We start from the raw sequence: 20,691 nt of genomic DNA, 5'->3' as shown, positions 1-20,691 counted from the left end.
AAGGGGCAGGCGTTTTCGCGTTCGAACGATAAGTCGCGCGTTACCGGCGCAGGCCAAGCCGTGCGATCAGGCTCTGGTAGCGGGCTTCGTCTTTGGATTTGGTGTAATCCAAAAGCTTGCGGCGCAGGGCGACCATTTTCAGCAGACCACGGCGACCGTGGTTGTCTTTTTTGTGGGTCTTGAAATGCTCTGTCAGGGTCGCGATGCGGCTGGACAGGATCGCAACTTGCACTTCGGGCGAACCAGTGTCGCCTTCTTTGGTTGCGAATTCTTTCATGATCCGTGTTTTGTCTTCAGCAGTAATCGACATCGGGGTCTCCTTGTCTAAAGGGTGAATGGCGCAAGCCGGGATGTCGTCCAGCAAGGCCCGTGGAGGTGCCGCCCGGACAGAATCCGCGCAGATGGCTGCGCATAAGGGGATTTGGCGCAAAAGAAAAGCGTTTTATACGCGCAGATAGGTTACCGCTGCCAGATCGGGTTCGGCGAAATTGACCAGTTTGGCGATGACTTGGCCATTGGCCAACAGCAACGTCCCGTCCTCCGCCAGTCCGGTGGTCAGGGTCGGACGCTCGCCCTCATGTTCGATTTCGATCACATCCTCATCAGGGTTAAAGTCATGCAGCGTGACCGACATGCCGGTCCTGATGTTGAAGATATCCACGCCCGGCCCGCCATTCAGATGATCGCCCGGCCCACCGGACAGGTAGTCATCGCCAGCGCCGCCATTCAGGTAATCGAGATCGAGATCATCGCGATCAATGACGACATCATTGCCTGGTCCGCCCAGTATCGTATCCGCCCCTGATCCGCCAAACAGCATATTGTTGCCATAGCTTCCCATCAGACTGTCATTGCCTGCCCCGCCGAACAGGATGTCATCGCCGTCGCCCCCGACAAGATCGTCATTGCCGTCGCCGCCAAACAATATGTCATTGCCGACATGCCCGTAAACTTCATCATCGCCGTCGCCGCCGACCAGAAGGTCATCGCCGCGTCCACCGTGCAGGACATCATTGCCCGCGCCGCCGAACAGGATATCGTCGCCGTCACGGCCATCCAGATAATCATTGCCCGCACCGGTGGCGATGACATTATCCGCATCATCGGCGAAATTGATCGTATTGGCATCGCTGGTCGCGAGTTGATCGCCCAAACTGCGGATCTGCGCCTCAATCACGGCGAGATCATCTAGAACGGTGCTGTCATCGTCATCCGGGGGGATCTCATCCTCCACCTCATCGCTCGCCTCAAGCATGTCGGACAGCGATGTCATCGCCGCCGCTGGACTGTCACTCTGATCCTCGGGCAGGCTGTCGTCGTCATCTTGTGCAGCGGGGCTGTCCCCCAGCAGCAGGGCACCCAGTGCGAAACCCATCAACCCTAAAACTGCCAACATCAGCGCCCCAACCAGACCAGAATCGCAACGAAACGTACATGCTGTGACGATAGCACAGCCCGTTCTCGGTCCGTTCCGAAAACTGATCTGATGGTTAACTGTCGCGAAAGAACGGCAGAAAGCTGTCGGTCACTGCTTTTGGGTTTTCTTCCATCGCGAAATGCCCGGAGATACAGGAGGCATCGGTCATCTGCTCGACCCATGGCTGCCACAGCGCGGCGGGATCACCGGTCTGCGCCGGAAACCCGCTTTGCGCCCAAAGGAAATGCAAGGGGGCCGTGATCCTGCGCCCGGCAGCCTTGTCCGCATCATCCAGCTCCCGGTCAAACGTTGCACCTGCCCGGTAATCGGCACACATCGCGTGCAGATGCGCGGGGTTCGCCGCCTGCGCGCGATAGCTGGCAAGGGCGGCGTCACTGAACACCGCCAGTGATTTATCCAGTGTCCAGGATTGCAGCGTCCAGTCGATATAGCCAGCAGGATCAGCCCCGATCATCCGTTCGGGCAGGGGCGCGGGCTGCGCCAGAAAGGTCCAGTGATAGGCCTTCAACGCCAGATCGGCAGACCAACTGGCCCAGAAATCGCCTGTCGGCACAATCTCGATAATCCCAAGCCGGAGGATGCGGTCAGGATGGTCCAGCGCAAAGCGGTAAGCGACCCGCCCACCCCGGTCATGCCCAAGAATATGCGCGCGGTCCAATCCCATCTCATCCATCAGGGCGGCGACATCAGCCGCCATCAGGCGTTTGGAATAGGTTTTGTGGTCCGCGTCATCGGCTGGTGCGTTGCTGTCGCCATAGCCGCGCAGGTCGGGGATGACTACGTCGAAATGCTTGGCAAAGGCAGGTGCCACCTTTTCCCAGCAATGATGGTTCTGCGGATAGCCATGCAGCAGGATCAGCGGCGTGCCTTGGCCCGCGCGATGCACCGACAGGGTCACGTCGCCACAGGTGACATAGGATTGGGTGAAACCTTGGATCATGTGACGCTCCATCGCTCGGGTTGCTGCGCATAGCTGAGATAGAGAGGGTGGCGCGGATGCCCGTCCTTGGTCAAGCCGAGTGTCAGCAGTGGCGTCTCGGTCCGGCGCAGAAATTCTGCCACTTGTGGCCCGCGTCCCAGATGCGCGCCATGCGTGCCCCAGGCGGCGATGATCTGGTCGGCCCAATCTGCGGCCGCGATCAGCATGGCATCATTTTCAGGGCCGATTGGATCAGCGGCACGCCGCATCGCGCGCGGATCAGTGTCGCGCCATGCAAAGATATTGGTGACCCGAAACGCCCCGAAGCCCAAGGCGCGGGCACGGCGCTCGCAGCGTTCTACGGTGGGATCGTTGTGGATTTCGTCGGCTTTCGACGGGTTCAGCATGACGAATGTCAGACGCTGGCCTTGCGCATCCCAGATCCGGGTCAGATCGTAGCGATAGTTTTCGCAATCCGAATAGGTCGCGGTAGAGGCGGCGTGATCGCTGATATGATGGCGGATGATCATGCGCGTGGCAGGTAAGGTGGATAGTAATCCACCTTACGCGACAAAAACCCGCGCCGGGTGCAATTCGCCACCGCGATAGCTGCCGATGGCAATCGCCTGGCCGTCATGGCTGGCCCAGACTTCCTCGCCATATTCGACGCCATTGGCGATCACCGTTGCCGGATTGCCGTTGCGCAGTTTTGCCACGCTTTCGGCAGGGCAGCGGACCTCGACCAGATCGGCCAGACCAACCTCGAGCGGCAGCAACCGCGCATCCAGTTCAGGCGTGCGCGCAATCGCATCCATCTGGTCCAGCGTGATCCCGTCACTTGCCTGAAACGGCCCCGACCAGATCCGGCGCAACGACCGGACATGCGCCTTGCAGCCCAACACCTCACCCAGATCGCGCGCGATAGAGCGGACATAGCCGCCCTTGCCGCAGGTCATTTCCAGCACGACATGATCCGCATCGGGCCGATCGGCCAGCAGCAATTCCTCGACCCACAAGGGCCGCGCGGCCAGTTCCATTTCCTCGCCCGCCCGCGCCTTGGCATAGGCGCGCTGGCCGTCGACTTTGACGGCGGAAAACTGTGGTGGGACCTGCATGATATCGCCGATGAACCCGGCCAACGCGGCCTTGATCGCGTCATCATCGGGGCGCAGGTCGCTGGTGGCGATCACTTCGCCTTCGGCATCATCGGTATTGGTGGCCTGCCCCAGCCGCACGGTGAAAACGTAAGCTTTGAGCGCATCGGTGATATAGGGCACGGTCTTTGTCGCCTCGCCCAAAGCGACAGCCAACACGCCTGTCGCTTCTGGGTCGAGCGTCCCCGCATGACCGGCCTTATTCGCCTCGAACGCCCAACGCACGCGGTTGACCACCGTGGTCGAGGTGATTCCCGCCGGTTTATCCACCACCAGCCAGCCTGAAATATCGCGTCCCTTGCGTCTGCGCGCCATGATCTTACCCTTAATCCGTTGCGGGCTAGCTATGCGGCTGTGCAGCACTGGTCAAGCCGATGCGGATCGCGCAATGTGGCTGAACCGAAACGCTGCAGGATCGCCCGATGAAATCGTCCAAGACCGAGACCCCATTGCTGATCATCGGCTGGCTGGAATGTATCAGCCTGCCCGACCTGCGTTTGCAGGATTTCGCGGTCAAGGTTGATACCGGCGCCAAGACCACGGCGCTGCATGCGGACGACATCGAAACCTTCCAGCGCGACGGGATCAAATGGGTCCGCTTCCGCAGCCCCGATATCCCCGGCACGCCCCCGCGCATCTGTGAATTCCCCGTCTTCACAAAGCGTGATATCACCAATACCAGCGGCACGCCGGAAACCCGGATCGTGATCCGCACCCCGATGATTCTTGCCGGACGCAAGTGGAAGATCGACATATCCCTGACTGACCGGGGCACGATGCGGTTTCCACTGATCCTGGGGCGTCGGGCGCTCCGTCATAAAAACATCGCTGTTCATGCCAGACAATCGTATCTGGTCAGCGACAAACCGCAATTTGAAAGCCCCGCATTATGAAAATCGCCATGCTCGCCCGCAACGCCGAACTCTACACCCACCGGCGTCTGAAAGAAGCCGCCGAAGCGCGTGGCCACACCCTTGATATCATTAACACTTTGCGGTGTTACATGAACATCGCCTCGCGTCGGCCAGAGGTCTATTATAACGGCGAAAAACTGGTCGGGTACGACGCCGTCATTCCGCGCATCGGGGCATCGGTCACATTTTACGGCATGGCCGTGCTGCGCCAGTTTGAAATGCAGGGCGTGTTCCCGCTGAATGAAAGCGTCGGCATTGGCCGGTCACGGGATAAGCTGCGCTCCATGCAACTGCTCGCGCGCGATGGTATCGGCCTGCCGGTCACGACCTTCGCCCATGACCCACGCCAGACCGAGGAAGTGCTGAAACTCGCCGGTGGCGCGCCTGTGGTGATCAAACTGCTGGAAGGCACGCAAGGCATCGGCGTCGTGCTGGCCGACACTGACCGTTCCGCCAAATCCGTGGTCGAGGCGTTTCGCGGTGCGGGCGTCAACATCCTGCTGCAGGAATTCATCAAAGAGGCGGGCGGCACCGATATCCGGGCCATCGTCATCGGCGGCAAGGTCGTCGCTGCGATGAAACGCACCGGGGCAGAGGGGGAATTCCGCTCCAACCTGCATCGTGGCGGATCGGCGCAATTGATCAAACTCTCGCCCGAAGAACGCTCCACCGCGATCCGCTCGGCCAAGGCGATGGGGTTGAATGTCTGCGGCGTCGATATGCTGCGCGCCAATCATGGGCCGGTGGTGATGGAGGTGAATTCATCCCCGGGTCTGGAAGGCGTGGAAAAGGCGACAGGGCTGGATATTGCCGGCATGATCATCGAATATATCGAAAAGAACGCCAAACCCAACGCCACAAGGACCAAAGGCAAAGGATGAAGTCACGCGCCCCGTTTACGATTGCCGGCGAAGAGGTTGCAGCCGGAACCCGCAGAACCGTCAATATCCCCGTCAGCACTTTGTCGGACTACACGCCCGTCACCCTCTCCGCACATGTGATCCATGGGCGCAATGACGGGCCATGCGTCTTTGTCAGCGCAGGTATCCACGGCGATGAGGTGATCGGCGTCGAAATCGTCCGCCGCCTGCTGCGCACCGGGACGCTGAAGAACGTGGCGGGAACGCTGATTGTGGTGCCGATCGTGAATACATTCGGGTTCCTGAATCATTCGCGCTATCTGCCTGACCGGCGCGATCTGAACCGTTGTTTTCCCGGCTCGCCCAATGGCTCGCTCGCCTCGCGGCTCGCCTATATTTTCATGACTGAGATTGTCGAACGTTGCAGCCTTGGCATCGATCTGCATTCCGCCGCGATCCACCGCACCAACCTGCCGCAGGTCCGTGTGTCGAGCAGCAATGCCGAAACCATGCGCCTTGCCCGGATCTTTGGCGCGCCGGTAATTCTGACCAGCGCGTTGCGCGACGGGTCTCTGCGGCTGGAGGCCAAGAAGAAAGGTGTCGATGTCCTGCTTTATGAGGCGGGCGAGGGGATGCGCTTTGATGAGATGTCGGTGCGTGCGGGCCTCGCAGGCATCCTGCGGGTACTGAAAGATGTGGGGCTTTTGCCCAAGGCAGGTATCGCCGCCGCCAAGGCGCAGCCTCTGGTCTGTTCCAACAGCCATTGGGTGCGCGCCCCCGCCGGGGGGCTGCTGCGGATGTTCAAAGCCGAAGGCGACGTCGTGGCGCTGGATGATCTGGTCGCCGCAATCTCTGACCCGTTTGGCGGCGGCGAGGTCGAGGTGCGCACCGGCTATGCAGGCATCATCGTCGGCCGCGCCGTCATGCCCATCGTCCATGAAGGCGACGCCTTGTTCCACGTCGCCGCCGTCAAATCCGCCGATGCGGCAGAAGCTGCCGTGGGCGACCTCGCGGCGCAACTGGAAGAAGCGCCGCTCTTTGACGAGGATGAGATTATTTGAACCTGCCCGGCCCGCCAAATACCTGCCGAATTGTCGCGGTCTGCCCCTTACATCTTCTTTTTTCTAGAAATACTCCGGGGTGAGCGGTGGCCAGCGGCCACCGCGAGGGGCAGAGCCCCTTTGCTAGCTCTCGTGTGACGCAAGAACCTCCAGAAACGCCTCGCCAAACCGCTCGGCATGCCGCTCACCGATCAGCCTTGTCAGGCTGGTGATATCGGCGTTGCGCAATTGCGCCACCTTGGCCAGCATCGAGGCGGAACAGGTCATCGGTTTATCCGCGCCATGTGGGCCGCGCAGCAGGGCGCTTTGCGCAGCCAGCAGGCGGTCGTAGATCAACCCTTCATCCTTGCCTGCCAGCTTGCGGCGGCTGGGATGCAGGTTTTCCGCCTCGCCTGCGATCACCTCAAGGAAAGCACGCCCATAGCTTTCCAGCTTCTTGGCCCCGACCCCGCCGATATGGGCCATATCATCCAGCGTCGCGGGGCGCTTTTCGGCCATCTCGATCAGGGTCTTGTCGTTGAAGATGATATAGGCGGGCACGCCGGCCTGTTCCGCCAAAAACCGGCGTTTCGCCTTCAGCGCGGACAAGAGCGGCGCGTCATCTTCGCTGACCAAAGTATGCACCTTTGGCCCCGACCCCTTGGCAGCGGTGATCGTATCGCGGCGCAGCATGATCGTCGCCTCTCCGCGCAGGATCGGGCGGGCGTGGTCGGTCATGCGCAAGGCGCCATGCCGGTCGCGGTCGGGGCGGAGCAGGTCATGCCCCATCATCTGCCGGAAAATCGCCTGCCATTGGCGGCGGTCGTATTCCTTGCCCACACCATAAGTCGGCAGGCTGTCGTGCCCGCGCGCCTTGATCTTGTCGGTGGCTTGTCCCAGCAGAATGTCGATCAGATGGCCCGCGCCGAAATATTCCTCTGTGCGCAAAGCAGCGGACAGCGCCATGCGCACCGGTGTGGTGGCATCAAACACCTCGGCGGGTTTATCGCAGAGATCGCAATTGCCGCAGGGCTCACTGGTTTCGCCAAAGTAAGACAAAAGCGTCTGACGGCGACACTGCAAAGCCTCTGCCAGCCCCAGCAATGCGTTCAACCTGCCATGATCAGCGGCGCGTCTGTCGGCAGGAGCCAAGCCTTCGTCGATCTGCTGGCGACGATAGCGGATGTCATCAGGGCCAAACAGCGTCAGCGTTTCGGCAGGCGCGCCGTCGCGGCCCGCACGGCCGATTTCCTGATAATAGCTTTCAATCGACTTGGGCAGATCGGCATGCGCGACCCAGCGGATATCGGGTTTGTCGATCCCCATGCCAAAAGCGACCGTGGCGCAGACGATCAAGCCATCCTCCTGCTGGAACCGCCGTTCGACGATACGCCTGTCCTCCGCCTCCATCCCGCCGTGGTAATGGCAGGCCAGATGCCCGGCTTCGGCCAAAGCACGCGCCAGCGTTTCCGTCTTGGCGCGGGTGCCGGTATAGACGATGCCGGATTGCCCTTTGCGCGCGGCGGCAAAGCTCAGGATCTGCTGGCGCGGGCCGTCTTTGGACGCAAAGGCCAGATGGATATTGGGCCGGTCAAAGCCATGCAGAAAGGTTGCAGGCTGCTGGCCTGCGAACAGTTTCTGCACAATTTCCGCCTGCGTTTCCGCATCCGCTGTGGCGGTAAAGGCAGCCAAGGGCACATCCAGCGCCTCGCGCAATTCACCGATGCGCAGGTAATCGGGGCGGAAATCATGGCCCCATTGGCTGACGCAATGCGCCTCGTCCACGGCGATCAGGCTGACACCGGCGCGGTGCAGCATCTGCGTTGTGCCTGCGGCAGACAGGCGTTCAGGCGCCATATAGAGCAGTTTCAGCGTCCCGGCCTCAAGCTCGGCCCAGACCGCCTCTGTCTCTTCCTCCGTGTTGCCCGATGTCAGGGCACCGGCACTGACACCCGCCTCGCGCAGGCCGCGGACCTGATCGCGCATCAGGGCGATCAGCGGGGAAATCACCACGGTCACGCCATGGCGCATCAGGGCAGGCAATTGGAAACACAGGGATTTACCGCCACCCGTGGGCATGATGGCCAAGGTGTTCTGACCAGAGGCCACAGCCTCCACAATCTCTTGCTGGCCGGGCCGGAAGGCGTCAAAGCCAAAGACATCGCGCAAAAGATCGGCAGCGGGCATGAAGGGGGACCTGTCTCTTTGTTTTCTTGATTACCGGCATCCATCCCATAACCGGAATCGGTGAACAACCCGTTCCCGGACGCAAAGACGCAAAAGGCCGCCTCTGATTCCAGAGACGGCCAAGCGTGACAGGGAGGTGTCAGAAATTACCGGTTGATGCGGTATGTTTCGGAGGCGACGACTTCGCCATCGACCTTCAGCACGGCGATCACGTTATCACGGACAACGTTGCCAGTGTTGACGCGGACGTCAGAGTTGGCGCCTTCACGCACGTTCTGTGTGCCCAGCAGATCACCTTGGGTGCCGGTGCGATAGTCGTAGATTTCGACCACACCGTCGCCTGCGGCGCGGACAATCCCCAGCTCGACAGTGCTGGTGGTGTTCTGGGCGCGTGGCAGCTCGAAATAGCTGTTGGCCGAAGCGACAGAGGCAGTGGCAGCAAGTGTGACTGCGGCGAGAGCGAATGCTCTAATGGACATGATACTGTTTCCTATTCAATTGGTTAACGGCGTGGAGACGTCGTTTGGGGTGACGTGACAGCGTGTTGTTTTGCTGCCGGTGAAGAACAGATCATCCTTTTCTCAGGCTTCGGAAAGAGGCAGCTTGATCACGAAAAGAAGACTGAATGTGATCAAGTTCTGCGCTTGAATTCAAAAATTACTTTCCACTGTCATATTTCTGTGCACTGGCGCACTTAACTATGCGGTTTTCCGTGCGAGGCGGGAAAGAGCGATAGCCGCGATCTGGCGAGTTTCAGAAATGTCGTTCACAAACTTTCTGCTCACGCAAATCTGTTTTCGGTGATTGTTTCAGTCGCTTCGCGCCGCCGTGATCAGATCACAATGAATCACCGGGTTTCGGGCCGTTGTCATCACCCACAACAGCCCTTAACCCTGTCGCCAAACAGGAGAATCCGATGGGTGAAATCATTCTGGTCCGGCATGGACAGGCCAATTCCGCCGCCACTGACGAAGAAGGCTATGACAGATTGTCCGATCTGGGTCATCAGCAGGCCCGCTGGCTCGGCGATTATCTGCGCGACCGCGAAGGGCCGTTCGACAAGGTGATCAGCGGCAGCCTGCGCCGGCACCGTGAAACCGCCGCCGGGATCGGTTATGCCGATCCGCAGATCGACCCGCGTCTGAACGAGATGGATTACTTCAACCTTGGCCGCGCGATGCAGGATGTGCATGGCGTGCCGATTCCCGGCCCCGATGAATTTGCCGCCCATGTGCCGCAGGTCATGCAGGCTTGGCACCGGGCCGAGATTATGGGCGTGGAAACCTTCGCCTCGTTCGAGCAGCGCGTGACCGGCGTGCTGGCCGAGGCGGCACAACCCGGTGTGCGGGTGCTTTGCGTCACCTCGGGTGGGGTGATCGGGATGATCATCCGGCATCTGCTGGAGCTTGATCCGACCCGGATGGCGCATATCCTGCTGCCGATCATGAATTCATCCCTGCACCGGGTGCAGGTGATCCCGCAGGGGCCGATTCTGGCCAGTTTCAACGCGGTGCCGCATCTGGACCGGCCTGACCGCGCCTATGCCGTGACGCATTATTGAAAGGGCTGATATGACAATCCACCTTTGGGTCCGCGCCGAAAGCCGCCCGCATGAAGAACGGGTCGGGCTAACGCCGCAAGGTGCTGCCAAGCTGATCGCGGCGGGGTTTCAGATAACGGTCGAGGAAAGTCAGCAGCGGATCATCCCGATTGCGGATTATGCGGCTGTCGGATGTGCTGTCGCGCCGGAATTCTCATGGCCCGATGCGCCGGTGGAGGCGATGATCTTCGGCCTCAAGGAACTGCCCGACGATGGCACCCCGCTGCGCCACCGCCACATCATGTTCGGTCATGCCTATAAAGGCCAACCTGCCGGTCAGGTCCTGCTGGACCGGTTCCGTGCCGGTGGCGGCACTTTGCTCGATCTGGAATATCTGACCGATGACAATGGCCGCCGCGTCGCCGCCTTTGGTTATTGGGCGGGCTATGCCGGGGCCGCGGTCGCGCTGCTGTGCTGGATGGCGCAGCAAAGCGGGCAGGTGGCGGGGCCGGTGCGCGCCTATCCGTCAGCCGCACATCTGCTGGGCGATCTGCAAAGCGGGCTGGTGGCGCTGGGCACCGCAAGGCCGACCGCGCTGATCATCGGCGCTTTGGGGCGCGTGGGGGCAGGGGCGGCGGATCTGTGTCAGGCGATGGGCGTGCCGGTCACCAAATGGGACATGGCCGAAACCACGCATGGCGGGCCTTTTCCGCAAGTGCTGGCGCATGATATCTTTCTCAACTGCATCCTCGCCCGCCCCGGCACGCCGGTTTTTGTCCCGGCCAGTGCCAAGGTCGCACAGCGCCGCCTATCAGTGATCGGCGATATCGCCTGCGACCCCGACAGCGATTTTTCCCCGATCAAGGTTTATGACCGGACCACGACATGGGAAGCACCGGCCTTGCGGGTGCAGGATCATCCTGTGCTGGATGTCACCGCGATCGACAATCTGCCATCCATGCTGCCAACGGAAAGCAGCGAGGATTTCGCCGATCAATTGCTGCCGTCTTTGCTGACGCTGGATGATCTGCAATCGGGGGTCTGGTCGCGCGCGCAGGGCTGGTTCGACCGGGCGATGGCCTAAACCGGGCGATAAAGCTCATCCTCGACTTCGCTGCTGTCGATACCCAAAGCCTCCAGCCCGCTTTCCAGATGGTCGGCCAGATGCGGGGATCGTTTGAGGTAAGTCGCCGTCGGCGTATCCGCCTGTTGCATTGCGGTCCGCACAGCCTCGGCCAGATCGTCCGCCTCAAACGTGCCACGCCCGATCCAGAACACGGCGACCAGCCCGGCCTGTTCATCTTCGTTCAGGCGGTCAACGAAACCGTCAAATTCATTCTCGGCGCGGTCAAGTTCGCGGGCGAGGATGATGACCTCGGCCACCTTGTCGGATGAAATCGGCAGCATGTTGGTTCTCCTTTGCGCCAGCCTTGCGTCATCATAACACAAGCAGCCTTGATCCAGCGCAAGGGTCAGGCGTTATTTCGCGCCGAACAGGCGGAAATACATCCAGTCGGGCATGAATTGCGACAGGCGGAACACCCATGAAAACACCATCGGGAAGCTTTTCTTGAACCCTTCGGTGGTCATATGTTCGAACACCTCTTTCGCGGCATCCTGCGGTTCCATGATGAAAGGCATCTTGAAATCGTTCTTGTCGGTCAGCCGCGTCTTGATGAAACCGGGGTTGATCAATTGCACCTGCACGCCGGTGTTGTGCAGATCGGCCTGCATGGATTCCGCCAGCGCCATCATGCCAGCCTTGGACGAACAATAGCCGATGGCACCGGGAAGGCCGCGAAAACCCGACAGGGACCCGACCAGCACGATATGGCCCAGATCGCGCGCGACCATATCCTTGATCACCGATCCCACGACACGCGACGCGCCAAGGAAATTGACCTCGCCCATCATATCGGCTTTTTCATTGTCCCAGTCCTGCGACTTCATCGGCCAGTAGACACCAGCCAGATAGACAACGCCGTCAATCGGCCCGACCTCAAGGGCGGCTTTCTCCACCGCTGCGCGGTCAGTCACGTCGACGGTGACGTAAGTCGCCTTGCCCGGCAAATCCTCGACAAGGTCTTGCAGACGATCCTCGGACCGCGCGGAAACGATCAGCTCTGCCCCCGCACGGCTCAGGCAAAAGGCGACCTCGCGCCCCAACCCTTCGCTTGCGCCGACAATCCAATAGCGTTTTCCTTGCCAATCTTTCACGTCATTCTCCCGCATAGGCCTGATCGCGCGGCCGCATTGTGGCGACCAATTCGGCAACTTTGATCCCGAATTTGCGGAATTGGCTGCGGTTCATGATCGACCCGTTTGATGTCAGATACATCCAGTCTGTAACATCAAGCGCGTGACCACCAGCCTCTTTGGCCAGTTTTATGCGGTAGTTCAACACAATGGCAGATCCTTGCTGCTGGCCCACCCCTGCGCCGATAACATCCGGCGCTTCGGCCTTGATCGTGCCATCATTGGATAATGTCAGGGTCCAGCACCGGTCCTGCTGAAGCCCGCTGTCGTAACGAAACTTTTCCACCATCGTGCCGATATTGCCGTTCCACGACGCCTCGAAATCCGCGACGAAGCGGGAGACGACACGGCCCGTGGGGCCATACATCACCCCTTCGCAGACAAGCGGGCCGTTGAATTTTTCGCGGATGTCAAACCTTGGGCCATCGGTATAATCGCCGGGTTTCTGCGCCATGAAGGAGGCTAGACGTGTCCGCGCGATCAGGGCCACCACCACCAGCGCCGCCCCGATCACAATGCCACCAAGAACCGACATTCCTTATTCCTTCAGCTTGGTTCCGATCAGCAAGCCAATCGCCACCAGTTTCAACAGCGACGGCACCAGCGCATAAAGCACCGTAAGCATCGTCAGCGCCTGATCAGGCAGATCCGCCGCCCCTGCGGCAAAGCCTGACCGTTCCAAGAGCGGCAGCAACACCACGGCGGCAAAAGCCAAAGTGAATTTGTTCACCAGTGACCACAGCCCAAACCCCTGCCCGCCGGTCGGTGAAATCACCGCCATCCGTGTGGCGAACATGGCGGGCATCAAGGTCAGATCTGCCCCAATCGTTGCTCCACTTAATACGCAGATGATCGCAAAGGGGATCACATCGCCGGTTGATAATGTCAGCGTATAACCAAAGGATGCGACGGCCAGCACCATGGCCGACAGCAGCACAGGTTTTTCCCCGAACCGGCGGGCTAGGGCCGACCAGAGCGGCGATGACAGCGCAGCGGCAAGGAAAAACAGCACCAGCAGCGCCCCTTCCCAGCCCGGCGCGCCAAGCCTGCTTTCGACATAAAACAGGAACAATGTCGATGACACCGCCAGCGGCGTGGCATTGACCAGCGCGAGGATCAGAAGCCGCCGCGCAATGGGGTCAGCGATGATATCGCGGATATGGGAGGGTTCCTGCGTGACCCGGCCTTTCCATTCCGGCCACATGAAAAACGCCGCAATCAGCGTGACCACGGCAAAGCCATAGGCGAAGATCGCAAAAGGATTGGCGGTGATATCCATCAGCAGCGTCGGGATCACGGCAGCGATACAGACCCCCAGCAAAGCCCCGCTTTCGCGCCAGGCCGCCAGCCGGACATGCCCGCCCTCGGCGTTGCCGGCTTTGCTGATGCCTTGGGCGTAGAAATTGATCGTCAGGAAACTGAACGCCGTGAACAGCCCGGTGATTGCCAGCCCGAACCACCAGAACGGCGCGATGGGCGGGGCGACCGCGAACAGCCCGATCATCGACAGCGCCAAGGCTAGCGCAGTCAGCGTGATCGCCAGCTTTTTGGCCTTTGTCAGCCGTTCACTGATCCAGCCCAGCACAGGGTCCTGCACCACATCGAACAGCCGCAAGGCGAAGAGCAGGGCACCCAGCGCCGTCAGGCTGACCCCATAAGTATCGGCGTAATATTTCGGGGCGTAGATATAGATCGGCAGCCCGGCCCCCGACAGCACCGCAGCGAAGAGGCTATAGGCGGGCAGGCGGTCGGTCAGGGCTTTCATCGGCTGACTTCATCCTGCGGTGGGGCTGGTTGCGACCGGAACGTCGCCCCTTTCCACCACAGTTTGACCGCCTGCCAGTGGATCAGCGCCAGCACCCGGCGCGACCCGAACGGACGGCGCAGCGCTGCGCGGATGATGCTGCCATTGGTGATGGGCCGCCGTGCGCCGGTCAGCGTGGCGATAAGCCCGCCATTGCCACGGGTATAATCGATCCAGACGCCGATACTGTCAGGCTGAATATCAAAGCGGAACACATATCCGCCCTCAATCGGCTGAAAAGGTGAAACATGCATGACCTTGGTAGCCGCCAACGTCTCTGCCTTGGTGATCGCGCGCCCGTCATCGTGACGGCACAAATAGGAATGGCGGTCGCCGAATGTGTTGCTGACCTCGGCAATGATCGTCGTCAGGCTGCCCGCATCATAGCAAAGCCAGAACGACACCGGATTGAACACATGGCCCAGCACGCGCGGCTGCGCCAGTAGCATGATCCGGTCAGGTGGCGGCACGTCATGCGCCGCCAGCATATCACGCACCCAGGCCGCCCCGCGCCCCTGTTTTGGCGCACCGCCATGGTCGCTGTCATGCAGCGACATCAGGTTGCCTGCATTGCGGGCAAACAGCCTTGGTGTTGTCAGACCCGCCTCTGCATCCAGCAGCACATAATCGATGGAATAGCGAAACGCGTTTTTCACAGCACCCCGACGCCCATGATAGGTCTCGCCCGCGATATGATGGATGGGCGCGGTCACTCTGCAGCCATCGTCATGCGGTCTGACGCGTTCAGTTTTCCCACAACATCCAGCGCGCTGGACAAACCATCTTCGTGAAATCCGTTCTTCATCCACGCGCCGCAGAACCACGTCCGGTTCGTGCCATTCATCGCCGCCGCCGTTTTCTGCGCGGCCAAGGCGGTAAGGTCATAGACCGGATGATGCAAGGTCACCTCGTCCCAGATCAATTCCTCCCTGATCTGGCGGCGGGTGTTCAGCGTGACCATCAGATCCTCGCCCTTCAGCCACGGCTGGAGAGAGTTCATCCAATAGGTCAGATCAATCTCACCACCCTGATGTCCCGCATCCTCGCAATAAACCCAGGACGACCAGACCTGCCGCCGTTTCGGCATGATCGACGTGTCGGAATGCAGCACCACGCGGTTCGGCTGATAGCGCACCGCACCCAGCATCCCGCGCTCTGCCTCTGACGGATCAATCAGCATCGCAAGCGTCTGGTCAGAATGGCTGGCAAAGATCACCTCGTCGAAATGTTCCCAATCGCTGCCCTTTGCCTTCACCTCGACCCCGCCGGGATTGCGGCGCACGGCATCGACTGCGGCACCAAGGCGCAATTCCACGCCGCGCTTTTCCATATCCGCGCCAAGTCGGGACACATAGGATTGCGATCCGCCCTCCACCGTATACCATTGATGCTGGCCGGTCGCACCCAACAACGCGTGATTGTCGAAAAACGTCATCATCGCATGGGCCGGAAAGTTGAGGATCTTTTCCTTCGGCGTCGACCAGATCGCGCCGGAGAATGGCAGCAGATAATGGTCGCGGAAATAATCCGACAGACGCAGTTTCTGCAACAGCCCGCCAATGGTCAGACCCTGATCCTGACTGGCCGCCAGCCCATGTTTGTTGAAATGCAAAATATCACGCACCATGCGCAAAAACCGCGGGTTGCCCGCATTGCGCCGCTGCGCAAAAAGCGCATCAAGACTGGCCAGTCCATATTCCAACCGGCCCCCGCCGAAAGACGCGCCAAAGCTCATATTGCTTTTGACGACAGGCACAGCAAGCTGATCGAACAGCGCCGTCAGATGCGGGTAATTGGCATAGTTGAACACAATAAACCCGGTATCAACCTGCTGATCGCCATTTTTGCCCGCCATCCGGGTGCGCGCATGACCGCCAAGGCGGGTCTCTGCCTCAAACAACACCACCTGATGATCGGTCGCCAATGCATGCGCTGCCCCCATGCCGGAAATCCCTGCGCCGATCACGGCAATCTTCTGCGGCACACAGGGCCCCGGTCGTAAAAATGTCACTGGCTACTCCTGCTGCCTCATGCGGTTCTTCTTAGACACGTTACGTAGCCCAAAATTTGTCGGATCACGTAAAAAGTTTTTATGCCCCTGATCCAGCGTCAGACGCGCGGCGTAATAAACACATGTTGATCGAAACACTTACCCTTGCGAAAGCAGATGCAGTTCCGATGATGCCTGTCTATGCTAAGACAAGCAAAGCGCGGTTGCGCAGCATGGGGGCAAGGCAAGTGACGGCAGAGGCAACGACCAAGCGGATGGCCTGGGTGACACAGGTCGCCGCTGTGCGCGATCGTCAGGACAAGGCGGCGTTTGCCGAATTGTTCGCCTATTTTGCACCACGGGTGAAATCGTTCCTCATGAAATCGGGGGCCAGCCCGGATGTGGCCGAAGAATGCGCGCAAGAGGTGATGGTGACCCTGTGGAACAAGGCCCATCTGTTCGATCCGTCCAAGGCGAGTGTATCCACCTGGATTTTCACCATCGCCCGGAACCGCCGGATCGACATTTTGCGCAAACAAAAGCGGCCCGAGCCAGAGGATCTTCCCTGGGGCCCTGAGGCAGAGCCTGATCAGGCCGATGCGATGGGGTTGCAGCAGGAAACAGAACAATTAGGTGAGGCGCTTGCCGCTTTGCCCGCAGAGCAAAGAAAACTGATCGAACGCGCCTATTTCGGTGAGTTGAGCCATAGCGAAATCGCCGCTGAAACCGGCCTGCCGCTGGGGACGATCAAATCAAGGATACGGCTGGCGCTGGAACGCCTGCGCCATACAATGAAGTGACATGACGATGAACAAGATCAAACACCACCTGACCGATGCCCTGCTGATGGGCTATGCCGCTGGCACCCTGCCAGAGGCGTTCAACCTTGTCGTCGCCACGCATATTTCCATGTGCGACACCTGCCGCGCTGCCTTGGCCGGATATGATGCGGTGGGTGGCGAAGTGATGCTGGACAGCGATCCTGTCTCCATGGCCGAGGATGCGTTGGCCACGGCGATGTCGCGGATTAGTGCGACCCGCCATGTCAAACCCGCCAAGCCGAAACAGGTGGCCAGTATTTTCCCCGAACCATTGCGCGATTACGCGGGCGGCGATCTGGACAAAGTCAAATGGCGCCGTGTCGGTGGCGGCGTCAGCCAGATGGTGCTGAACACCGATGGCGGCGCCAGCGTGCGCCTGCTGCGGATTCCTGCGGGTACAGCTGTGCCGGATCACGGGCACCGCGGGCTGGAACTGACACTTGTGCTGCAAGGCGCATTTGTTGATGAAACCGACCGGTTCGGCACGGGTGATATCGAAATCGCGAATGAAGATCTGAACCATACGCCGGTGGCAGAGGCGGGGATGGATTGCATCTGCCTCGCCGCGACAGATGCGCCCTTGCGGTTCAATGGGTTCATGCCGCGTCTGGCGCAGAGGTTCATCGGGATTTGACGGGGGCAGCGGGGTAAACCCCGCCCTACGCTAGTGATTTGTAGGGTGGGCTTTACCCCGCCTCACGCGGCGCAATCGGCAACGGTGCCTCATCTGGCGCAATTTCGGCGAAATCGAAATTATCCAACCGATGCGCCCGTTTGCCCGCCTTTTCGGCGGATATCTTGATATCTTCCAGATCCTTCGCCGCCTGCCCGAAATGCCGGTCAAGATTTCCGACCCGCGTCACCAACCTGTCCACATCCCCGCCCAGCAGCGACAATTCCTTGCGGATCGCCCCCGCCTGTTCACGCATCCGCGCATCTTTCAAAATCGCGCGCATCGTGTTCAGCGTCGCCATGCAGGTCGTGGGCGACACGATCCAGACACGGGCATCGAAACCTGCCCGCACCACCTCGGGCAGGCGGGCGTGAAGCTCGGCATAAACCGCCTCTGACGGCAGGAACATGATCGCGCCATCGGCGGTTTCGCCTTCGATGATATAGCGGTCGGAAATATCCTTGATGTGCTTGCGCACCGCATTGCCCAGATCGCGCAAGGCGATCTTTTGCAGATCCTGCGTTTCGGCACGGGCCAGTGCTTCATAGGATTCAAACGGGAATTTCGCGTCAATCACAATCGGCCCGGGTGGGTTGGGCAGATGCACCAGACAATCCGCGCGCTTGCCGTTCGACAATGTCGCTTGCAGCGTAAAACTATCCGTTGGCAGCGCTTTGGACACAATATCGGTCAGCTGGATTTCCCCGAAGAGCCCGCGCCGTTGCTTGTTCGACAGGATATCCTGCAAGGACAGCACATCGCCGGACAGTTTTTCGATATTGGTCTGCGCGCGGTCGATGGTGGCAAGCCGTTCCTGCAATTCGGTCAGGCTCTTTGTCGTCTTCTCGGAACTCCCCGTCAGGGTTTCCTTCAACCGTTCATTCATCTCCGCCAGTGAATGCGCCGATTTCAGCGCATTATCGGCCAGCCGTTCGGCGACCTGCGCCTGGACCTGCGCCAGCCGTGTTTCCATCGTCTGGATCACCCGCACCTGCGCATTGGCCTGCGCATCGCTGACCGTCTGGATATTGCCCGCAAGCTGATTCTGCCCCTGCGCCAGACCCATCATATCCTGCGACAGCCGCCCGACCTGATGGGCGACGTAATCCACCGCCTCACCCGATTTGCTCGACCGCCGCAGAGTCGTGATCAGCAGGATCAGGATCAGCAGCAAAGCGCCGAGCGCGCCAAGAACGATCAGCACAACAGGGTCGCTGAACGCGTAAATATTATCACCAATCTGGATCATGTGCGGCCAAACAGCCTTTCAATATCGGAGAGTTTCAGTTCGACGTAAGTCGGCCGCCCATGGTTGCATTGCCCCGAATGCGGCGTCGCTTCCATTTCGCGCAAAAGCGCGTTCATCTCCGCCGCCTGCATCCGCCGACCCGTGCGGATCGATCCGTGACAGGCGACCCGGCTCAGGATCGCCTCGATCCGGGCCTGCACAGAGGCGCTGTCGCCTTGGTCGGCCAATTCGTCCAGAATATCATGCAGCATGGCGCTGGCGTTGACCTCGCCCAGGATCGCAGGCGTTTCACGCACGGCGATGGCATTGCCGCCGAAAGGTTCAATCGTCAGGCCCAACCGCGCCAGATCATCCGCGATATCCAGCAAGGCGGCGGTTTCATGGTCTGACAATTCCACGATTTCCGGGATCAGCAAGGCCTGCGCCGCCACGCCATTGGCGGCCATCTGGGCCTTCAGTTTCTCATAAACCAGCCGTTCATGCGCGGCATGTCCATCGACAATTACGATGCCGGTGGCGGTCTGGGCGATGATGTAATTCTCATGCACCTGCGCCCGCGCCGCGCCCAAAGGCAGGTCATCGCCACTGTCATCGCCGGGCGGTTCAACCCGCCCCGACGGCATTTCCGCAAACCCCGGTGCCTGCGCCTGAAACGTCATCGACCGGGCGCTGAAACTGGGGCGGTCCATCTGATAGACGCGCGGTGCGGCTCCCTGCGGCTGCATCGCGCCCAAAGTAGCAGTGCCGACAGTCGAGGACGCCCGATGCCCCGCCCCCGCCAAAGCATGCCGCAGGCCAGAGATGATCAGCCCGCGCACCACACCCGGATCGCGAAACCGCACCTCTGATTTTGCCGGATGCACGTTCACATCGACCAGCGTGGGGTCGCAATCCACGAACAAAGCCGCCACCGGATGCCGGTCGCGCGACAGCACATCCATATAGGCGGCGCGCAAGGCACCCAGCAGCATCTTGTCGCGCACGGGCCTGCCATTCACGAACAGAAACTGCGCAACCGCAGCACCCCGCGAATAGGTGGGCAAAGCGGCATAGCCGGTCAGGTGGAACCCGTCGCGTTCCGCATCAATGCGCAAGGCATTCTCCGCAAAGTCGCGCCCCAGCACGGTTTGCAGCCGCCCATGCAATGCATCGAACAGATCACCACTCTGGGCATCGGCGCGAAACACCACGCGGTTATCGCCGCCCGAGGCATCGCGCAGAATAAAGGTCACGAAAGGTTCCGCCATCGCCAGCCGTTTGATGACATCGCTCACCGCCTGCGCCTCGGCCCTATCCGTGCGCAGGAATTTCAGCCGGGCAGGGGTTGCGTAGAACATATCACGCAACTCAACCACCGTGCCCGCGCTCAGCGCCGCAGGGCGCACATCGCTGACGCGGCCCCCAGAAACGGCGATACTATGTGCATCATCGCCCGCGACGCGGCTCGTGATCAGCAAGCGACCTACGGCACCCAGCGATGCCAAAGCCTCCCCCCGGAACCCGAAAGAGGTGATGTTGAGCAGATCAGATCCATCAATCTTCGACGTGGCATGGCGCGACAGGGCCAGCGGCAGATCATCCGCCGCCATCCCGAACCCATCATCGCTGACCCGGATCAGCGTCTTGCCACCATCGGCGATCACCACCTCCACCCGTGTCGCGCCCGCATCAACGCTGTTTTCCACCAATTCCTTGACGGCAGAGGCGGGGCGTTCCAACACCTCGCCTGCCGCGATCCGGTTGATCGCGGCCTCGTCCAATTGCCGGATCACCGGGCGGGTCTGCATCTGGGGGGCGGGTGTGTTCATCCCACAAGTTATAGCAGACAGCAGCGATTCTGCGAGAG

22 protein-coding genes are annotated in these 20,691 nt (G+C 60.4%); 7 read left to right on the top strand and 15 right to left on the bottom strand.

The features are described from left to right. Nucleotides 1–40: 40 nt before the first annotated feature. The 5 genes from rpsO to truB form a co-directional block, all read right to left on the bottom strand. Nucleotides 41–310 (bottom strand): 30S ribosomal protein S15, encoded by a 270-nt coding sequence (gene rpsO, locus VOY09_RS11885; RefSeq protein WP_322895028.1) that lies wholly within the window; start codon nt 308–310, stop codon nt 41–43. A 132-nt stretch (nt 311–442) separates the two neighbouring features. Further along, the gene (locus VOY09_RS11880) at nt 443–1,396 is read right to left on the bottom strand and encodes a calcium-binding protein (protein ID WP_322895027.1); all 954 of its coding nucleotides are present in this window, start codon (nt 1,394–1,396) and stop codon (nt 443–445) included. A 94-nt stretch (nt 1,397–1,490) separates the two neighbouring features. Continuing rightward, entirely contained in the window at nt 1,491–2,378 is an 888-nt protein-coding gene (locus tag VOY09_RS11875; RefSeq protein ID WP_322895026.1) for an alpha/beta hydrolase, read from the bottom strand. Continuing rightward, nucleotides 2,375–2,887, bottom strand: coding sequence for a DUF1643 domain-containing protein (locus VOY09_RS11870; RefSeq protein WP_322895025.1), 513 nt, complete (start codon nt 2,885–2,887; stop codon nt 2,375–2,377). Before VOY09_RS11870 ends, VOY09_RS11875 begins: the two co-directional genes overlap by 4 nt. A 33-nt stretch (nt 2,888–2,920) precedes the next feature. Beyond that, on the bottom strand, nt 2,921–3,826 hold the full coding sequence (gene truB / locus VOY09_RS11865; protein WP_322895024.1) for a tRNA pseudouridine(55) synthase TruB: 906 nt from the start codon (nt 3,824–3,826) through the stop codon (nt 2,921–2,923). Between the two features lie 107 nt (nt 3,827–3,933). Here truB and VOY09_RS11860 point away from each other — a divergent pair, with 107 nt between their 5' ends. Genes VOY09_RS11860 through VOY09_RS11850 form a run of 3 tightly spaced genes read left to right on the top strand, consistent with a single transcriptional unit; the run spans nt 3,934 to nt 6,346 of the window. Beyond that, nucleotides 3,934–4,404, top strand: coding sequence for an ATP-dependent zinc protease (locus tag VOY09_RS11860; protein ID WP_322895023.1), 471 nt, complete (start codon nt 3,934–3,936; stop codon nt 4,402–4,404). After that, nucleotides 4,401–5,306 carry a 30S ribosomal protein S6--L-glutamate ligase gene (rimK, locus tag VOY09_RS11855; protein WP_322895022.1) on the top strand — a complete coding sequence of 302 codons (906 nt, stop codon included), beginning with the start codon at nt 4,401–4,403 and terminating at the stop codon, nt 5,304–5,306. The genes VOY09_RS11860 and rimK overlap by 4 nt, the downstream gene beginning before the upstream one ends. Beyond that, nucleotides 5,303–6,346 (top strand): succinylglutamate desuccinylase/aspartoacylase family protein, encoded by a 1,044-nt coding sequence (locus VOY09_RS11850; RefSeq protein WP_322895021.1) that lies wholly within the window; start codon nt 5,303–5,305, stop codon nt 6,344–6,346. Before rimK ends, VOY09_RS11850 begins: the two co-directional genes overlap by 4 nt. A gap of 123 nt (nt 6,347–6,469) precedes the next feature. Here VOY09_RS11850 and recQ read toward each other — a convergent pair whose 3' ends face one another. Both recQ and VOY09_RS11840 read right to left on the bottom strand, forming a co-directional pair. Beyond that, entirely contained in the window at nt 6,470–8,512 is a 2,043-nt protein-coding gene (gene recQ, locus VOY09_RS11845) for a DNA helicase RecQ (protein WP_322895020.1), read from the bottom strand. A 146-nt stretch (nt 8,513–8,658) separates the two neighbouring features. Further along, on the bottom strand, nt 8,659–8,991 hold the full coding sequence (locus VOY09_RS11840) for a hypothetical protein (RefSeq protein ID WP_322895019.1): 333 nt from the start codon (nt 8,989–8,991) through the stop codon (nt 8,659–8,661). Nucleotides 8,992–9,428: 437 nt separating this feature from the next. Between VOY09_RS11840 and VOY09_RS11835 the strand changes: the two genes are divergently transcribed. Continuing rightward, nucleotides 9,429–10,073, top strand: a complete 645-nt coding sequence (locus VOY09_RS11835) for a histidine phosphatase family protein (protein WP_322895018.1) — start codon at nt 9,429–9,431, stop codon at nt 10,071–10,073. A gap of 10 nt (nt 10,074–10,083) precedes the next feature. After that, nucleotides 10,084–11,136: a saccharopine dehydrogenase gene (locus VOY09_RS11830; protein ID WP_322895017.1), complete on the top strand. Its 1,053-nt coding sequence runs from the start codon at nt 10,084–10,086 to the stop codon at nt 11,134–11,136. On the opposite strand, the gene VOY09_RS11825 is transcribed toward VOY09_RS11830, so the two are convergent. The 6 genes from VOY09_RS11825 to VOY09_RS11800 all read right to left on the bottom strand — a co-directional run bounded on the left by VOY09_RS11825 (nt 11,133) and on the right by VOY09_RS11800 (nt 16,123). Then, a complete protein-coding gene (locus tag VOY09_RS11825) occupies nt 11,133–11,459 on the bottom strand; it encodes a DUF3775 domain-containing protein (RefSeq protein WP_322895016.1) in 327 nt (108 codons plus the stop codon). The two genes, VOY09_RS11830 and VOY09_RS11825, sit on opposite strands and share 4 nt — an antisense overlap. Before the next feature lie 72 nt (nt 11,460–11,531). Further along, entirely contained in the window at nt 11,532–12,269 is a 738-nt protein-coding gene (locus tag VOY09_RS11820; RefSeq protein WP_322895015.1) for an SDR family NAD(P)-dependent oxidoreductase, read from the bottom strand. A 1-nt stretch (nt 12,270) separates the two neighbouring features. Next, entirely contained in the window at nt 12,271–12,843 is a 573-nt protein-coding gene (locus VOY09_RS11815; RefSeq protein ID WP_322895014.1) for a DUF3833 family protein, read from the bottom strand. Between the two features lie 3 nt (nt 12,844–12,846). Then, nucleotides 12,847–14,073: an MFS transporter gene (locus VOY09_RS11810; RefSeq protein ID WP_322895013.1), complete on the bottom strand. Its 1,227-nt coding sequence runs from the start codon at nt 14,071–14,073 to the stop codon at nt 12,847–12,849. Beyond that, on the bottom strand, nt 14,070–14,825 hold the full coding sequence (locus VOY09_RS11805; RefSeq protein ID WP_322895012.1) for a DUF1365 domain-containing protein: 756 nt from the start codon (nt 14,823–14,825) through the stop codon (nt 14,070–14,072). Before VOY09_RS11805 ends, VOY09_RS11810 begins: the two co-directional genes overlap by 4 nt. Further along, complete coding sequence (locus VOY09_RS11800) at nt 14,822–16,123, bottom strand: NAD(P)/FAD-dependent oxidoreductase (protein ID WP_322895011.1); 1,302 nt, start codon at nt 16,121–16,123, stop codon at nt 14,822–14,824. Before VOY09_RS11800 ends, VOY09_RS11805 begins: the two co-directional genes overlap by 4 nt. A 122-nt stretch (nt 16,124–16,245) precedes the next feature. Between VOY09_RS11800 and VOY09_RS11795 the strand changes: the two genes are divergently transcribed. Together VOY09_RS11795 and VOY09_RS11790 are read left to right on the top strand one after the other, a co-directional pair. Further along, the gene (locus tag VOY09_RS11795) at nt 16,246–16,902 is read left to right on the top strand and encodes a sigma-70 family RNA polymerase sigma factor (RefSeq protein WP_322895010.1); all 657 of its coding nucleotides are present in this window, start codon (nt 16,246–16,248) and stop codon (nt 16,900–16,902) included. 1 nt (nt 16,903) lies between these two features. After that, nucleotides 16,904–17,557 carry a ChrR family anti-sigma-E factor gene (locus tag VOY09_RS11790; protein ID WP_322895009.1) on the top strand — a complete coding sequence of 218 codons (654 nt, stop codon included), beginning with the start codon at nt 16,904–16,906 and terminating at the stop codon, nt 17,555–17,557. A gap of 52 nt (nt 17,558–17,609) precedes the next feature. On the opposite strand, the gene rmuC is transcribed toward VOY09_RS11790, so the two are convergent. Continuing rightward, nucleotides 17,610–18,845 (bottom strand): DNA recombination protein RmuC, encoded by a 1,236-nt coding sequence (rmuC, locus tag VOY09_RS11785; protein ID WP_322895008.1) that lies wholly within the window; start codon nt 18,843–18,845, stop codon nt 17,610–17,612. Next, the gene (gene mutL, locus VOY09_RS11780) at nt 18,842–20,653 is read right to left on the bottom strand and encodes a DNA mismatch repair endonuclease MutL (protein ID WP_322895007.1); all 1,812 of its coding nucleotides are present in this window, start codon (nt 20,651–20,653) and stop codon (nt 18,842–18,844) included. The genes rmuC and mutL overlap by 4 nt, the downstream gene beginning before the upstream one ends. Nucleotides 20,654–20,691: the final 38 nt, after the last annotated feature.

The organism is Yoonia sp. 67-2, from assembly GCF_035117555.1.
GTDB lineage: Bacteria > Pseudomonadota > Alphaproteobacteria > Rhodobacterales > Rhodobacteraceae > Yoonia.
Note: the sequence above shows the minus strand (reverse complement) of the source record. Positions and strands in the feature narration are given on the sequence as shown.

Coding starts and splice junctions, on each gene's coding strand:
- VOY09_RS11795 (WP_322895010.1), top strand. CDS start 16,246: ATGTTGATCGAAACACTTACCCTTGCGAAAGCAGATGCAGTTCCGATG.
- truB (WP_322895024.1), bottom strand. CDS start 3,826: ATGGCGCGCAGACGCAAGGGACGCGATATTTCAGGCTGGCTGGTGGTG.
- VOY09_RS11850 (WP_322895021.1), top strand. CDS start 5,303: ATGAAGTCACGCGCCCCGTTTACGATTGCCGGCGAAGAGGTTGCAGCC.
- rpsO (WP_322895028.1), bottom strand. CDS start 310: ATGTCGATTACTGCTGAAGACAAAACACGGATCATGAAAGAATTCGCA.
- VOY09_RS11880 (WP_322895027.1), bottom strand. CDS start 1,396: ATGTTGGCAGTTTTAGGGTTGATGGGTTTCGCACTGGGTGCCCTGCTG.
- VOY09_RS11875 (WP_322895026.1), bottom strand. CDS start 2,378: ATGATCCAAGGTTTCACCCAATCCTATGTCACCTGTGGCGACGTGACC.
- VOY09_RS11835 (WP_322895018.1), top strand. CDS start 9,429: ATGGGTGAAATCATTCTGGTCCGGCATGGACAGGCCAATTCCGCCGCC.
- VOY09_RS11830 (WP_322895017.1), top strand. CDS start 10,084: ATGACAATCCACCTTTGGGTCCGCGCCGAAAGCCGCCCGCATGAAGAA.
- VOY09_RS11840 (WP_322895019.1), bottom strand. CDS start 8,991: ATGTCCATTAGAGCATTCGCTCTCGCCGCAGTCACACTTGCTGCCACT.
- rmuC (WP_322895008.1), bottom strand. CDS start 18,845: ATGATCCAGATTGGTGATAATATTTACGCGTTCAGCGACCCTGTTGTG.
- VOY09_RS11815 (WP_322895014.1), bottom strand. CDS start 12,843: ATGTCGGTTCTTGGTGGCATTGTGATCGGGGCGGCGCTGGTGGTGGTG.
- VOY09_RS11860 (WP_322895023.1), top strand. CDS start 3,934: ATGAAATCGTCCAAGACCGAGACCCCATTGCTGATCATCGGCTGGCTG.
- VOY09_RS11810 (WP_322895013.1), bottom strand. CDS start 14,073: ATGAAAGCCCTGACCGACCGCCTGCCCGCCTATAGCCTCTTCGCTGCG.
- rimK (WP_322895022.1), top strand. CDS start 4,401: ATGAAAATCGCCATGCTCGCCCGCAACGCCGAACTCTACACCCACCGG.
- VOY09_RS11870 (WP_322895025.1), bottom strand. CDS start 2,887: ATGATCATCCGCCATCATATCAGCGATCACGCCGCCTCTACCGCGACC.
- VOY09_RS11825 (WP_322895016.1), bottom strand. CDS start 11,459: ATGCTGCCGATTTCATCCGACAAGGTGGCCGAGGTCATCATCCTCGCC.
- mutL (WP_322895007.1), bottom strand. CDS start 20,653: ATGAACACACCCGCCCCCCAGATGCAGACCCGCCCGGTGATCCGGCAA.
- recQ (WP_322895020.1), bottom strand. CDS start 8,512: ATGCCCGCTGCCGATCTTTTGCGCGATGTCTTTGGCTTTGACGCCTTC.
- VOY09_RS11790 (WP_322895009.1), top strand. CDS start 16,904: ATGACGATGAACAAGATCAAACACCACCTGACCGATGCCCTGCTGATG.